The sequence below is a fragment of the Streptomyces sp. NPDC041108 genome, assembly GCF_055592645.1.
Genome location: NZ_JBVIYK010000005.1, coordinates 291,553 through 304,314 on the forward strand (window position 1 = coordinate 291,553; position 12,762 = coordinate 304,314).

The 12,762-nt window shown below is 70.2% G+C and carries 12 protein-coding genes; all 12 read left to right on the plus strand.

Features of this window, described 5'->3' with window-relative positions; translation table 11 throughout:
- The first annotated feature begins 4 nt into the window (after positions 1 to 4).
- The gene (locus ACZ6BB_RS17025) at positions 5 to 1,420 is read left to right on the plus strand and encodes a UDP-N-acetylmuramoyl-tripeptide--D-alanyl-D-alanine ligase (RefSeq protein ID WP_471615959.1); all 1,416 of its coding nucleotides are present in this window, start codon (positions 5 to 7) and stop codon (positions 1,418 to 1,420) included.
- Positions 1,417 to 2,490: a phospho-N-acetylmuramoyl-pentapeptide-transferase gene (mraY, locus tag ACZ6BB_RS17030; RefSeq protein WP_381200234.1), complete on the plus strand. Its 1,074-nt coding sequence runs from the start codon at positions 1,417 to 1,419 to the stop codon at positions 2,488 to 2,490. The genes ACZ6BB_RS17025 and mraY overlap by 4 nt, the downstream gene beginning before the upstream one ends.
- Positions 2,472 to 3,899, plus strand: coding sequence for a UDP-N-acetylmuramoyl-L-alanine--D-glutamate ligase (gene murD, locus ACZ6BB_RS17035; protein ID WP_471615960.1), 1,428 nt, complete (start codon positions 2,472 to 2,474; stop codon positions 3,897 to 3,899). Before mraY ends, murD begins: the two co-directional genes overlap by 19 nt.
- A 93-nt stretch (positions 3,900 to 3,992) precedes the next feature.
- Entirely contained in the window at positions 3,993 to 5,342 is a 1,350-nt protein-coding gene (gene ftsW, locus ACZ6BB_RS17040; RefSeq protein WP_471615961.1) for a putative lipid II flippase FtsW, read from the plus strand.
- 6 nt (positions 5,343 to 5,348) lie between these two features.
- Positions 5,349 to 6,446: an undecaprenyldiphospho-muramoylpentapeptide beta-N-acetylglucosaminyltransferase gene (gene murG / locus ACZ6BB_RS17045; RefSeq protein WP_471615962.1), complete on the plus strand. Its 1,098-nt coding sequence runs from the start codon at positions 5,349 to 5,351 to the stop codon at positions 6,444 to 6,446.
- Positions 6,447 to 6,504: 58 nt separating this feature from the next.
- Positions 6,505 to 7,302, plus strand: a complete 798-nt coding sequence (locus tag ACZ6BB_RS17050) for a cell division protein FtsQ/DivIB (RefSeq protein ID WP_471615963.1) — start codon at positions 6,505 to 6,507, stop codon at positions 7,300 to 7,302.
- Positions 7,303 to 7,581: 279 nt separating this feature from the next.
- Positions 7,582 to 8,772, plus strand: a complete 1,191-nt coding sequence (gene ftsZ, locus ACZ6BB_RS17055; protein ID WP_471615964.1) for a cell division protein FtsZ — start codon at positions 7,582 to 7,584, stop codon at positions 8,770 to 8,772.
- Positions 8,769 to 9,497 (plus strand): peptidoglycan editing factor PgeF, encoded by a 729-nt coding sequence (pgeF, locus tag ACZ6BB_RS17060; RefSeq protein WP_471615965.1) that lies wholly within the window; start codon positions 8,769 to 8,771, stop codon positions 9,495 to 9,497. Before ftsZ ends, pgeF begins: the two co-directional genes overlap by 4 nt.
- A gap of 5 nt (positions 9,498 to 9,502) precedes the next feature.
- Positions 9,503 to 10,222 carry a YggS family pyridoxal phosphate-dependent enzyme gene (locus ACZ6BB_RS17065; protein WP_471615966.1) on the plus strand — a complete coding sequence of 240 codons (720 nt, stop codon included), beginning with the start codon at positions 9,503 to 9,505 and terminating at the stop codon, positions 10,220 to 10,222.
- A gap of 128 nt (positions 10,223 to 10,350) precedes the next feature.
- A complete protein-coding gene (locus ACZ6BB_RS17070; RefSeq protein WP_471615967.1) occupies positions 10,351 to 11,001 on the plus strand; it encodes a cell division protein SepF in 651 nt (216 codons plus the stop codon).
- Positions 11,002 to 11,051: 50 nt separating this feature from the next.
- Positions 11,052 to 11,342 carry a YggT family protein gene (locus tag ACZ6BB_RS17075; protein ID WP_059080677.1) on the plus strand — a complete coding sequence of 97 codons (291 nt, stop codon included), beginning with the start codon at positions 11,052 to 11,054 and terminating at the stop codon, positions 11,340 to 11,342.
- Between the two features lie 52 nt (positions 11,343 to 11,394).
- On the plus strand, positions 11,395 to 12,690 hold the full coding sequence (locus ACZ6BB_RS17080) for a DivIVA domain-containing protein (protein ID WP_471615968.1): 1,296 nt from the start codon (positions 11,395 to 11,397) through the stop codon (positions 12,688 to 12,690).
- Positions 12,691 to 12,762 lie beyond the last annotated feature (72 nt).

A 12,762-nucleotide genomic window follows, 5' to 3' on the forward strand; every position in this document is an offset into this window, starting at 1 on the left:
ACTTGTGATCGCCCTCTCTCTCGCCGAGATCGCAGAAGTCGTCGGCGGGCAGACGCACGACATACCGGATCCGTCGGCGCAGGTCACCGGACCGGTCGTCCGGGACTCCCGTGAGGTGGTGCCCGGCAGCCTCTTCGTCGCCTTCGCGGGCGAGCGCGTGGACGGTCACGACTTCGCGGCCGCGGTCGTCGAGGCGGGTGCGGCGGCTGTGCTGGCGTCCCGTCCCGTCGGTGTGCCCGCGATCGTCGTGCCCGACGTCCAGACGGCGCTCGGCGCCCTCGCCCGGCACGTCGTCCGCAAGCTCGGCACCACCCTCGTGGCCCTCACCGGCTCCGCGGGCAAGACCAGCACCAAGGACCTCGTCGCCCAGGTGCTCCGGCGCAAGGCGCCGACCGTGTTCACGCCCGGCTCCCTCAACAACGAGATCGGGCTGCCCCTCACCGCGCTCAGCGCCACCGAGGAGACCCGTTTCCTGGTGCTGGAGATGGGGGCCCGGGGCATCGGCCACATCCGCTACCTCACCGGTCTGACCCCGCCGAGGATCGGCCTCGTGCTGAACGTCGGCACCGCCCACATCGGCGAGTTCGGCGGCCGCGAGCAGATCGCGCAGGCCAAGGGCGAGCTGGTGGAGGCCCTGCCGCCCGCGGAGGAGGGCGGCGCCGCGATCCTCAACGCCGACGACCCCCTCGTGCGGGCCATGGCGTCCCGTACGAAGGCCCGGGTGATCCTCTTCGGCGAGTCCGGCGAAGCGGACGTACGGGCCGAGAACGTGACGCTCACGGACGCCGGACAGCCCGCCTTCAGGCTTCACACACCCTCCGGTGCAAGCGATGTGACCATGCGCCTGTACGGTGAGCACCACGTGTCGAACGCGCTCGCCGCGGCCGCCGTCGCCCATGAGCTGGGCATGTCCGCAGACGAGATCGCCACCGCGCTCTCCGAGGCGGGCTCCCTCTCCCGCTGGCGCATGGAGGTCACCGAGCGCCCGGACGGCGTGACGGTCGTCAACGACGCCTACAACGCGAACCCCGAGTCCATGCGGGCCGCTCTGCGCGCGCTCGCGGCCATGGGCAAGGGGCGGCGGACCTGGGCGGTGCTCGGCAAGATGGCCGAGCTCGGGGACGAGGCGCTCGCCGAGCACGACGCGGTCGGACGGCTCGCCGTCCGACTCAATGTCGGCAAGCTCGTCGCGGTCGGGGGCAGGGAAGCGTCCTGGCTGCAACTGGGCGCATATAACGAGGGTTCGTGGGGTGAGGAGTCGGTGCACGTGTCCGACGCACAGGCGGCGATCGACCTGTTGCGCAGTCAGTTGCGCCCGGGGGACGTCGTGCTCGTGAAGGCGTCCCGGTCGGTCGGGCTCGAGAGCGTGGCGCAGGCGCTGCTCGACAGCGGCAACGAGGGTGAGGTCGCCGCCCGATGATGAATCAGATCCTGTTCGCAGGAGTCATTGGTCTCTTCCTGACCCTGGTCGGCACCCCGTTGCTGATCAAGCTGCTGGCCCGCAAGGGCTACGGCCAGTACATCCGCGACGACGGCCCGCGCGAGCACGCCAGCAAGCGCGGTACGCCGACCATGGGTGGTATCGCCTTCATCCTGGCGACGATCGTCGCGTACTTCCTCGCCAAGGTGATCTCGGGCCAGCCGCCGACCTTCTCCGGTCTGCTGGTGCTCGGTCTGATGGCGGGCATGGGCCTCGTCGGCTTCCTCGACGACTACATCAAGATCGTCAAGCGCCGTTCGCTCGGCCTGCGGGCCAAGGCGAAGATGGCCGGCCAGCTGATCGTCGGCATCGGCTTCGCGGTCCTCGCGCTGCAGTTCCCGGACGCCCGCGACCAGACGCCGGCCTCCACCAAGATCTCCTTCGTCCAGGACTTCGGCTGGACCATCGGCCCGGTGCTGTTCGTGATCTGGGCGCTGTTCATGATCCTCGCCATGTCGAACGGCGTGAACCTGACCGACGGCCTCGACGGTCTCGCCACCGGCGCCTCCGTCCTCGTCTTCGGCGCGTACACCTTCATCGGCGTCTGGCAGTTCCAGGAGTCCTGCGCCAACACGCAGACCCTGACCAACCCCTCCGCCTGCTACGAGGTACGAGATCCACTGGACCTCGCGATCGTGGCCTCCGCGCTGATGGGCGCCTGCCTCGGCTTCCTGTGGTGGAACACCTCGCCGGCCAAGATCTTCATGGGCGACACCGGTTCGCTGGCCCTCGGCGGCGCGCTCGCCGGTCTGGCGATCTGCTCCCGCACCGAGCTGCTGCTCGCGCTCCTCGGCGGTCTGTTCGTCCTCATCACCATGTCGGTCGTCATCCAGGTCGGCTCGTTCAAGCTGACCGGCAAGCGGGTCTTCCGGATGGCCCCCCTCCAGCACCACTTCGAACTCAAGGGCTGGTCCGAGGTCCTCGTCGTGGTCCGCTTCTGGATCATCCAGGGCATCTGTGTGATCGTCGGACTGGGCCTCTTCTACGCGGGATGGGCGGCCGACAAGTGACCGACTGGCAGGGCAAGCGCGTCACCGTCGCCGGGCTCGGCGTCTCGGGCATCCCGGCGGCCAAGGTCCTGCACGGCCTCGGCGCCGCCGTCACGGTCGTCAACGACGGCGACGACGAACGCGCCCGCGCGCAGGCCGCCGACCTGGAGGCGCTCGGCATCACCGTGCGCCTCGGCGACGGCGCCACCCTGCCCGCGGGCACCGAACTCGTCGTCACGGCCCCCGGCTGGAAGCCCGACAAGCCGCTGTTCGAGGCGGCGCGCGCGGCCGGCCTGGAGATCTGGGGCGACATCGAGCTGGCCTGGCGGCTGCGGGGACCGGATGCCGCCCCCTGGCTGGCCGTCACGGGCACCAACGGCAAGACCACGACCGTCCAGATGCTCGCCTCGATCCTGACGGCGGCGGGCCTGCGCACGGCCGCCGTCGGCAACATCGGCGTCTCGCTGCTGGACGTCGTCCTCGGTGACGAGCCCTACGACGTCCTCGCCGTCGAGCTGTCCAGCTACCAGCTGCACTGGGCGCCCTCCCTGCGCGCCCACTCCGCCGCCGTCCTGAACCTCGCCCCCGACCACCTCGACTGGCACGGCTCCATGGAGGCGTACGCCGCCGACAAGGGCCGCGTCTACGAGGGCAACCGGGTCGCCTGCGTCTACAACGTGGCCGACAAAGCCACCGAGGACCTGGTGCGCGAGGCGGACGTCGAGGAGGGCTGCCGGGCCGTCGGGTTCACCCTCGGCACCCCGGGACCGTCCCAACTCGGCGTCGTCGACGGCATCCTGGTCGACCGCGCCTTCGTCGAGAACCGGCAGAAGAACGCCCAGGAACTCGCCGAGGTCGCGGACGTGAACCCGCCGGCCCCCCACAACATCGCCAACGCCCTCGCGGCGGCCGCCCTCGCGCGGGCCTACGGGGTGCCCGCCAAGGCCGTACGGGACGGGCTGCGGGCCTTCACGCCGGACGCCCACCGCATCGCGCACGTGGCCGACGTGGACGGCGTCGCGTACATCGACGACTCCAAGGCCACCAACACGCACGCGGCGCAGGCCTCGTTGGCGGCCTACGAGTCGATCGTGTGGATCGCGGGCGGCCTCGCCAAGGGCGCCACCTTCGACGAACTCGTGGCCGGTGCGGCCGGGCGGCTGCGGGGTGCCGTGCTGATCGGCGCGGACCGCGCGCTGATCCGGGAAGCGCTCACGCGACACGCGCCCGAAGTGCCGGTCGTCGACCTCGACCGGACCGACACTGGGGCGATGCTCGCCGCGGTCCGCGAGGCGCGGACGCTGGCGCGGGCGGGCGACACCGTGCTCCTGGCGCCGGCCTGTGCGTCGATGGACATGTTCGTCAACTACAACAAGCGTGGGGACGCGTTCGCGGAGGCTGTCCGCGAACTCTCCTCCGCGGACGGCTGACCCGGCCCGGCCTGGCCTGGCCTGGCGGCGCCGGGTGACACTGGGAGGGACGCGTGACACGGATCCGGTCGGTCGGCGGCGAGGGCGCCCCCGATGCCCAGTAGCCGTACGAGCCGTGCGCCCCTCCAGCGCGTCACCCGGCGGCCGCCCGTCTCCCGGCCGCCGCGCGAGAACCCCCTGCGGCGGTTCCTCACCCGGGCCCGCAGGGCCTGGGACCGGCCGCTGACGGCGTACTACCTGATCCTCGGCGGCAGCCTGCTGATCACCGTGCTGGGCCTGGTGATGGTCTACTCGGCCTCGCAGATCACGGCGCTGCAGAAGTCGCTGCCGGGGACGTTCTTCTTCCGCAAGCAGTTCCTCGCGGCCGCCATCGGCACCGCGCTGCTGCTCGTGGCCTCCCGGATGCCGGTCAAGCTGCACCGGGCACTGGCCTACCCGCTGCTGGCCGGCTGTGTGTTCCTGATGGCCCTGGTTCAGGTGCCCGGAATAGGGCAGTCGATCAACGGCAACCAGAACTGGATCGCCATCGGCGGCTCCTTCCAGATCCAGCCCAGCGAGTTCGGCAAGCTGGCGCTCGTGCTCTGGGGGGCCGACCTGATGGCCCGCAAGGAGGACAAGCGGCTGCTGACGCAGTGGAAGCACATGCTGGTACCGCTCGTTCCGGTGGCGTTCATGCTGCTCGGGCTGATCATGCTCGGCGGCGACATGGGCACCGCGATCATTCTCACGGCGATCCTGTTCGGCCTGCTGTGGCTGGCCGGGGCGCCGACGCGGCTGTTCGTGGGCGTGCTGTCCGTCGCCGGGCTCATCGGGTTCGTCCTGATCAGGACCAGCGAGAACCGCATGGCCCGCCTGGCCTGCATCGGAGCCACCGAACCCCGTACGGACGGCGCCGACTGCTGGCAGGCCGTGCACGGCATCTACGCGCTCGCCTCGGGCGGGATCTTCGGCTCGGGACTGGGCGCCAGTGTGGAAAAATGGGGCCAACTCCCGGAAGCGCACACCGACTTCATCTTCGCCGTCACCGGCGAGGAACTGGGCCTCGCGGGGACGCTGTCGGTGCTCGCCCTCTTCGCGGCTCTAGGCTATGCGGGTATCCGCGTGGCCGGACGCACGGAGGACCCCTTCGTCAGGTATGCCGCGGGAGGCGTGACCACCTGGATCACCGCTCAGGCAGTGATCAACATCGGTGCGGTGCTCGGTCTGTTGCCGATCGCCGGAGTCCCGCTCCCGTTGTTCTCCTACGGGGGATCCGCCCTGCTGCCGACCATGTTCGCCATCGGGTTGCTGATCGCCTTCGCGCGCGACGAGCCCGCAGCGCGGGCGGCGCTTGCCATGCGGCAACCCCGCTTTGGTAGAAAGCGTGGCGGCGGCCCTTCGGGGCCCGGGAGATGGAACACGATGCGACGGCGTGCCTCGGCACGTTCGTCCGGAGAGCGGTGAATTTCGGTGCATGTCGTACTCGCCGGTGGCGGAACCGCCGGTCACATCGAGCCCGCGCTCGCCCTCGCGGACGCCCTGCGCAGGCAGGACCCGACCGTGGGCATCACGGCCCTGGGCACGGAGCGCGGCCTCGAGACACGCCTCGTCCCCGAGCGCGGCTACGAACTCGCGCTGATCCCCGCCGTACCCCTGCCGCGCAAGCCCACCCCCGAGCTGATCACCGTGCCCGGCCGGCTGCGCGGCACGATCAAGGCGACCGAGCAGATCCTGGAGCGCACCAAGGCCGACTGTGTCGTCGGCTTCGGCGGGTATGTCGCCCTGCCGGGCTATCTCGCCGCCAAGCGCCTCGGCGTACCGATCGTGGTCCACGAGGCCAACGCGCGCCCCGGCCTCGCCAACAAGATCGGCTCCCGGTACGCCGCGCAGGTCGCCGTCTCCACCCCGGACAGCAAGCTCCGTGACGCCCGCTACATCGGCATCCCGCTGCGCCGCGCCATCGCCACCCTCGACCGGGCCGCCGCCCGTCCCGAGGCCCGCGCCCTGTTCGGCCTCGACCCGAACCTGCCGACCCTGCTGGTCTCCGGCGGCTCCCAGGGCGCCCGCCGCCTCAACGAGGTTGTCCAGCAGGTGGCGCCCTACCTCCAGCAGGCCGGGATCCAGATCCTTCACGCGGTCGGCCCGAAGAACGAACTGCCGCAGGTGCACCAGATGCCGGGGATGCCCCCGTACATCCCGGTACCGTACGTGGACCGGATGGACCTCGCGTACGCCGCGGCCGACATGATGCTGTGCCGCGCGGGCGCGATGACCGTCGCCGAACTCTCCGCCGTCGGGCTCCCGGCCGCCTATGTCCCGCTGCCCATCGGCAACGGCGAACAGCGGCTGAACGCCCAGCCGGTGGTCAAGGCCGGCGGCGGGCTGCTGGTCGACGACGCGGAGCTGACCCCGCAGTGGGTGCAGCAGAACGTCCTGCCCGTCCTCGCCGACCCGCACCGGCTGTACGAGATGTCCCGCGCGGCCAGCGAGTTCGGCCGCAGGGACGCCGACGACCTGCTCGTCGGGATGGTGTACGAGGCGATCGCCGCCCGGCGTGGACACCGCTAGGGAGCGGCGCGGCGACTGAGGCGCCCGGGGGCGAACCGGGCCAGGGGAAGGAGTGGGCGTGGCCGGACCGACCACCGCCGAACGCGGCGCAGACGAGGATCTGGACCCCGGCCCGCCGCCCCGGCGGCGGCTCCCCGGCCCCCGGGGGCTGATCGCCGCCGCGGTCGTGCTGGTGCTGGTCGGCGGCGCCTCGCTCTGGGTCCTGTACGGCTCCTCGTGGCTGCGGGCCGAGCGGGTGTCCGTGTCGGGCACCCGCGTGCTCGCCGAGGCGCAGGTGCGCGAAGCCGCCGGCGTCCCCCTCGGCGACCCGCTGATTTCCGTCGACCTCGACGGGATCGAGTCACGACTGCTCCGGGAATTGCCCCGAATCGACTCGGTCGAGGTCACCCGTTCCTGGCCCCACGGAATCGGGCTGAAAGTGAGCGAACGTACTCCGGTCCTCATTGTCGGAGCAGCCGGAAATGCGGGCAAGTACGTCGAAGTGGACGCGAAAGGGGTGCGTTTCGCCACGGTTTCGCGCGCTCCGGAAGGGGTGCCCCTACTGGAAATGGCGGTATCCCGGTCCGGTTCGTCGGCCGCCGGTCTGCGGCGATTCGGCGAGGACCGGCTCGTGCGGGAGGCCGTGCGGGTCGCCGGTGACATTCCGGCCGTGATCGCGCACGACACCCTGGTCGTCAAGGTCCGCTCCTACGACTCCATCTCGCTGGAGTTGACCGGGGACCGCACGGTCGCCTGGGGAAGCTCGGAGAAGGGGCGCGCGAAGGGCCGTGCGCTCACCGCCCTGATCAAAGCCGCCCCGGACGCGGGGCACTTCGACGTGAGCGTTCCCACCGCGCCCGCGTCATCAGGGAGTTGACGCGCATCCGTGCAGGCCAGCACCCTGGTTGGGCATCGCTATGGCTGATCACATAGGGTGAAAAGAAAAACGGGAGGTTCGGCGTGTTCGTTGAACGTGCGCCACTTGTCGACTTAGTGTCCTGTTCGGAAGAGTCCAAGGAACAGTCACACTGGTAACCCTAAACTTCAGCGTTAGGGTTCGGGTCGGCGTTCGGACCGTCCCACTTCGGCATCAGTCGTCGCATCACGGGTACCCCGCGAGGCGGCGACACGTAACTCGAGGCGAGAGGCCTTCGACGTGGCAGCACCGCAGAACTACCTCGCAGTCATCAAAGTCATCGGTGTCGGCGGCGGTGGTGTCAATGCCATCAACCGGATGATCGAGGTCGGTCTCAAGGGCGTCGAGTTCATCGCCATCAACACCGACGCGCAAGCTCTGTTGATGAGCGACGCCGACGTCAAGCTCGACGTCGGCCGCGAACTCACCCGCGGACTCGGCGCCGGTGCCAACCCGGCCGTCGGCCGCAAGGCGGCCGAGGACCACCGCGAGGAGATCGAGGAGGTCCTCAAGGGGGCCGACATGGTCTTCGTGACGGCCGGCGAGGGCGGCGGCACCGGCACCGGCGGCGCGCCCGTCGTGGCCAACATCGCCCGTTCGCTCGGCGCCCTCACCATCGGCGTGGTCACCCGCCCCTTCACCTTCGAGGGCCGCCGCCGCGCCAACCAGGCCGAGGACGGCATCGCGGAGCTCCGCGAAGAGGTCGACACCCTCATCGTCATCCCCAACGACCGGCTGCTGTCGATCTCGGACCGCCAGGTCTCGGTGCTCGACGCGTTCAAGTCGGCCGACCAGGTCCTGCTCTCCGGTGTCCAGGGCATCACCGACCTCATCACCACGCCCGGCCTGATCAACCTCGACTTCGCCGACGTCAAGTCGGTCATGTCCGAGGCCGGTTCGGCCCTCATGGGCATCGGCTCGGCCCGCGGCGACGACCGCGCGGTGGCCGCCGCCGAGATGGCGATCTCCTCGCCGCTCCTGGAGGCGTCCATCGACGGCGCCCGGGGTGTGCTGCTCTCCATCTCCGGTGGCTCCGACCTCGGCCTCTTCGAGATCAACGAGGCCGCGCAGCTGGTCAGCGAGGCCGCCCACCCCGAGGCCAACATCATCTTCGGCGCGGTCATCGACGATGCGCTCGGCGACGAGGTCCGGGTCACGGTCATCGCGGCCGGCTTCGACGGCGGCCAGCCCCCGGCCAAGCGGGACAACATCCTCGGCTCGGCCGCGGCCAAGCGCGAGGAGCCGGCGCCGGTCCGGCCCGCCGAGACCCGTCCCTCCTTCGGCTCGCTCGGCAGCGTCAAGCCGAAGGAGGAGCCGGCGCCCGCCCCGGAGCCGGTGAACGACGTGCAGGTCGCCCCGCCCGTCCCGCCGTCCCGGTCCTACTCGGACAGTGCGGCGGAGGAGCTGGACGTGCCGGACTTCCTCAAGTGATAGAACGGCGTGGATCCGTGAGCGGCGCGCACTTCGCCTTCACCGACAGGTGGGGCGGGGTGAGCGCCGCTCCGTATGACCAGCTCAATCTCGGTGGGGCGGTCGGGGACGACGCCGGCGCCGTGACGGCGAACCGGGAGCTGGCGGCCAAGTCGCTGGGCCTGGAGCCGGAGCGGGTCGTCTGGATGAACCAGGTGCACGGCGCGGACGCGGCCGTGGTCGACGGGCCGTGGGGCCCCGGCGACCTCCCGTCCGTCGATGCGATCGTCACCGCCCGGCGCGGCCTCGCGCTCGCCGTCCTCACCGCCGACTGCGTACCCGTCCTGCTGGCCGACCCCGTCGCCGGGGTCGCGGCCGCCGCCCACGCGGGCCGGCCCGGCATGGTCGCCGGGGTCGTCCCCGCCGCCGTACGGGCCATGACCGAACTCGGCGCCGATCCCGCCCGGATCGTCGCCCGCACCGGACCCGCCGTCTGCGGCCGGTGTTACGAAGTGCCCGAAGCGATGCGCGCCGAGGTGGCCTCCGTCGAGCCGGCCGCGTACGCCGACACCAGTTGGGGCACGCCCTCCGTGGATGTGTGCGCCGGAGTGCACGCACAACTGGAGCGCCTCGGGGTGCACGACCGGGAGCAGTCGCCGGTGTGCACGCTGGAGTCGCGCGACCACTTCTCGTACCGTCGCGACGGCGCCACAGGGCGACTCGCGGGATATGTCTGGCTGGACTGATGGGCATGACGGACCGTAAGGCGCAACTCGCCGGAAACCTGGCGAAGGTGGAGAGTCGTATCGCTGCCGCGTGCGCGGCAGCGGGGCGTGAGCGGGACGAGGTCACCCTGGTCGTGGTGACCAAGACCTACCCGGCGGACGATGTGCGGATCCTGTCGGAACTCGGTGTGCGTCACGTCGCCGAGAACAAGGACCAGGACGCGGCCCCCAAGGCCGCTGAATGTTCGGATCTGCGCCTTGTGTGGCATTTCGTGGGGCAGTTGCAGACCAACAAAGTCCGGTCTGTGGTGCGTTATGCGGATCTCGTGCAGTCCGTCGATCGTTCCAGGCTTGTCACGGCTCTGTCGAAGGAGGCCGTCCGGGCCGGGCGCGAGGTGGGATGTCTCATCCAGGTCGCGCTCGACGCCGACGCGAGCGGCCGGGGGGAGCGAGGAGGTGTCGGGCCGGACGGGATCGAAGGGTTGGCCGACCTTCTCGCGGAGGCGCCGGGGCTGCGGGTCGATGGTCTGATGACCGTCGCGCCGCTCACCGGGGAGTACGCCGGACGGCAACGGGCGGCTTTTGAGCGGTTGATGGATTTGTCGACCGACCTGCGCCGAGCCCATCCGGCTGCCACCATGGTCTCCGCCGGGATGAGTGCGGACCTCGAGGAGGCCGTGGCGGCCGGAGCGACACATGTGCGCGTCGGCACCGCGGTACTCGGAGTCCGTCCCGGGCTCGGGTAACGTCGCCAAGAAGTCGGACCACAGCAGAAAATATGGTCATTCCGCCGAGAGGCGGGCGCAACGACCTCGTGGATCGCGGGCACTTGGAAGTCGTCGGTGGATCCACCACAGAGCGGAGGACTCAGAGCATGGCCGGCGCGATGCGCAAGATGGCGGTCTACCTCGGCCTCGTGGAGGACGATGGGTACGACGGCAGGGGATTCGACCCCGATGACGACTTCGAGCCCGAGCTCGACCCGGAGCCCGAGCGGGACCACCGCCGGCACGAGTCGGCGCATCAGGCACATCAGGCACATCAGTCACACCAGTCCCAAAGGGATGAATCGGTGCGAGTGGTGCAGCCCCCCGTCCAGCGTGAACCGGTGTCGCACGCCACTTCGCTTCCCGCGGAATCGGTGCGACCCGCCCGGATCGCGCCCGTGGCGTCCATCACACAAGAACGTTCGAGTCTGGAGAAGAACGCACCGGTGATCATGCCCAAGGTCGTGTCCGAGCGAGAGCCTTACCGGATCACCACGTTGCACCCGCGGACCTACAACGAGGCCCGTACCATCGGGGAACACTTCCGTGAGGGCACCCCGGTGATCATGAATCTGACTGAGATGGACGACACAGACGCGAAGCGACTTGTCGACTTTGCGGCCGGTTTGGTGTTTGGTCTTCACGGCAGCATCGAGCGGGTGACGCAGAAGGTGTTCCTGTTGTCGCCTGCTAACGTCGATGTCACGGCGGAGGACAAGGCCCGTATCGCAGAGGGCGGGTTCTTCAACCAGAGCTGAGACGCAGGACCGGAACAAGGCGTGGGACAGGGGAGAGGGAAGCACGGATCATGAGCGTGGTTTGGCAAGTGCTCTGGGTCGCTCTGATGTGTTTCCTCATCGTGCTGATCTTCCGGTTGGTCATGGACTATGTGTTCCAGTTCGCCCGCTCGTGGCAACCCGGCAAGGCGATGGTGGTCGTTCTGGAGGCCACCTACACTGTCACTGATCCACCGCTGAAGCTTCTGCGGCGGTTCATCCCGCCGCTGCGTCTCGGGGGCGTGGCGCTCGACCTGTCCTTCTTCGTACTGATGATCATCGTCTACATCCTGATCAACATCGTGGGTGGACTCGCGAGGTGACTGTGGACGATCCGGTCTTGCCGACTGCCGATGACTACGTTGAGGTGAAGAGATGCCGTTGACCCCCGAGGACGTGCGGAACAAGCAGTTCACGACCGTCCGCCTCCGAGAAGGCTATGACGAGGACGAGGTCGATGCCTTCCTCGATGAGGTCGAAGCCGAACTGACGCGTCTGCTACGTGAGAACGAGGACCTGCGCGCCAAACTGGCCGCGGCCACGCGTGCTGCTGCCCAGAACCAGCAGAACATGCGCAAGCCCCCGGAGCCTCAGGACCAGCAGCAGGGCGGCATGCAGCAAGGTGGCATGCAGCAGGGCGGTATGCAGCAGGGCGGCATGCAGCAAGGTGGCATGCAGCAGGGCGGTATGCAGCAGGGCGGCATGCAGCAGCAGGGTATGCGCGGTCCCGGTGGACCCGTACCCGCTGGGATATCGGGCCCGCCGCAGCAGATGGGGGGCCCCATGGGTGGCCCGCCCCAGCTGCCGAGCGGTGCTCCGCAGTTGCCCGCCGGCCCTGGTGGCCAGGGTGGGCAGCAGGGTCCCGGCCCGATGGGTCAGGGACCGATGGGCCAGGGCCCCATGGGTCAGGGCCAGATGCAGCAGCAGATGGGCCAGGGCCAGATGGGCCAGGGTCCCATGGGCGGTCAGCCTCCCATGCAGCAGATGGGCGGCCCGATGGGCGGTCCCATGGGCGGTCCGATGGGCGGCCCCGGTCAGGGTCCCGGCGGCGACAGCGCCGCGCGTGTGCTCTCGCTGGCCCAGCAGACCGCCGACCAGGCGATCGCCGAGGCCCGTTCCGAGGCCAACAAGATCGTCGGCGAGGCCCGTAGCCGCGCCGAGGGTCTGGAGCGGGACGCCCGAGCCAAGGCCGACGCGCTGGAGCGGGACGCGCAGGAGAAGCACCGCGTCGCGATGGGCTCCCTGGAGTCCGCCCGCGCCACGCTGGAGCGCAAGGTCGAGGACCTGCGCGGCTTCGAGCGCGAGTACCGCACGCGTCTGAAGTCCTACCTGGAGTCGCAGCTGCGTCAGCTGGAGACCCAGGCGGACGACTCGCTGGCCCCGCCGCGCACCCCGGCGACCGCGTCGCTGCCGCCGTCCCCGGCGCCCTCCATGGCTCCGGCCGGCGCGAGCGCCCCGTCGTACGGCGGCAACCCGGGCGGTATGGGCGGAGGCATGGGTGGAGGCATGGGCGGCGCTCCCGCTCCGGCCGCGCCCTCCTACGGCGGTCAGCAGCAGATGTCGCCCGCCATGACCCAGCCGATGGCTCCGGTCCGGCCGCAGGGTCCCTCTCCGATGGGGCAGGCTCCCTCGCCGATGCGCGGGTTCCTCATCGACGAGGACGACAACTGACGATTACTGGTACGCCGTAGGCGTCGGCAGCGTTCAGGGCGGGGCCCCGGATTTCCTCCGGGGCCCCGCCCT

Bases quoted from the DNA above. Each gene is read 5' to 3' on its own strand.
- mraY (WP_381200234.1), top strand. From the start codon at position 1,417: ATGATGAATCAGATCCTGTTCGCAGGAGTCATTGGTCTCTTCCTGACC.
- murD (WP_471615960.1), top strand. From the start codon at position 2,472: ATGGGCGGCCGACAAGTGACCGACTGGCAGGGCAAGCGCGTCACCGTC.
- ftsW (WP_471615961.1), top strand. From the start codon at position 3,993: ATGCCCAGTAGCCGTACGAGCCGTGCGCCCCTCCAGCGCGTCACCCGG.
- ACZ6BB_RS17065 (WP_471615966.1), top strand. From the start codon at position 9,503: ATGACGGACCGTAAGGCGCAACTCGCCGGAAACCTGGCGAAGGTGGAG.
- ACZ6BB_RS17070 (WP_471615967.1), top strand. From the start codon at position 10,351: ATGGCCGGCGCGATGCGCAAGATGGCGGTCTACCTCGGCCTCGTGGAG.
- ACZ6BB_RS17075 (WP_059080677.1), top strand. From the start codon at position 11,052: ATGAGCGTGGTTTGGCAAGTGCTCTGGGTCGCTCTGATGTGTTTCCTC.
- ACZ6BB_RS17080 (WP_471615968.1), top strand. From the start codon at position 11,395: ATGCCGTTGACCCCCGAGGACGTGCGGAACAAGCAGTTCACGACCGTC.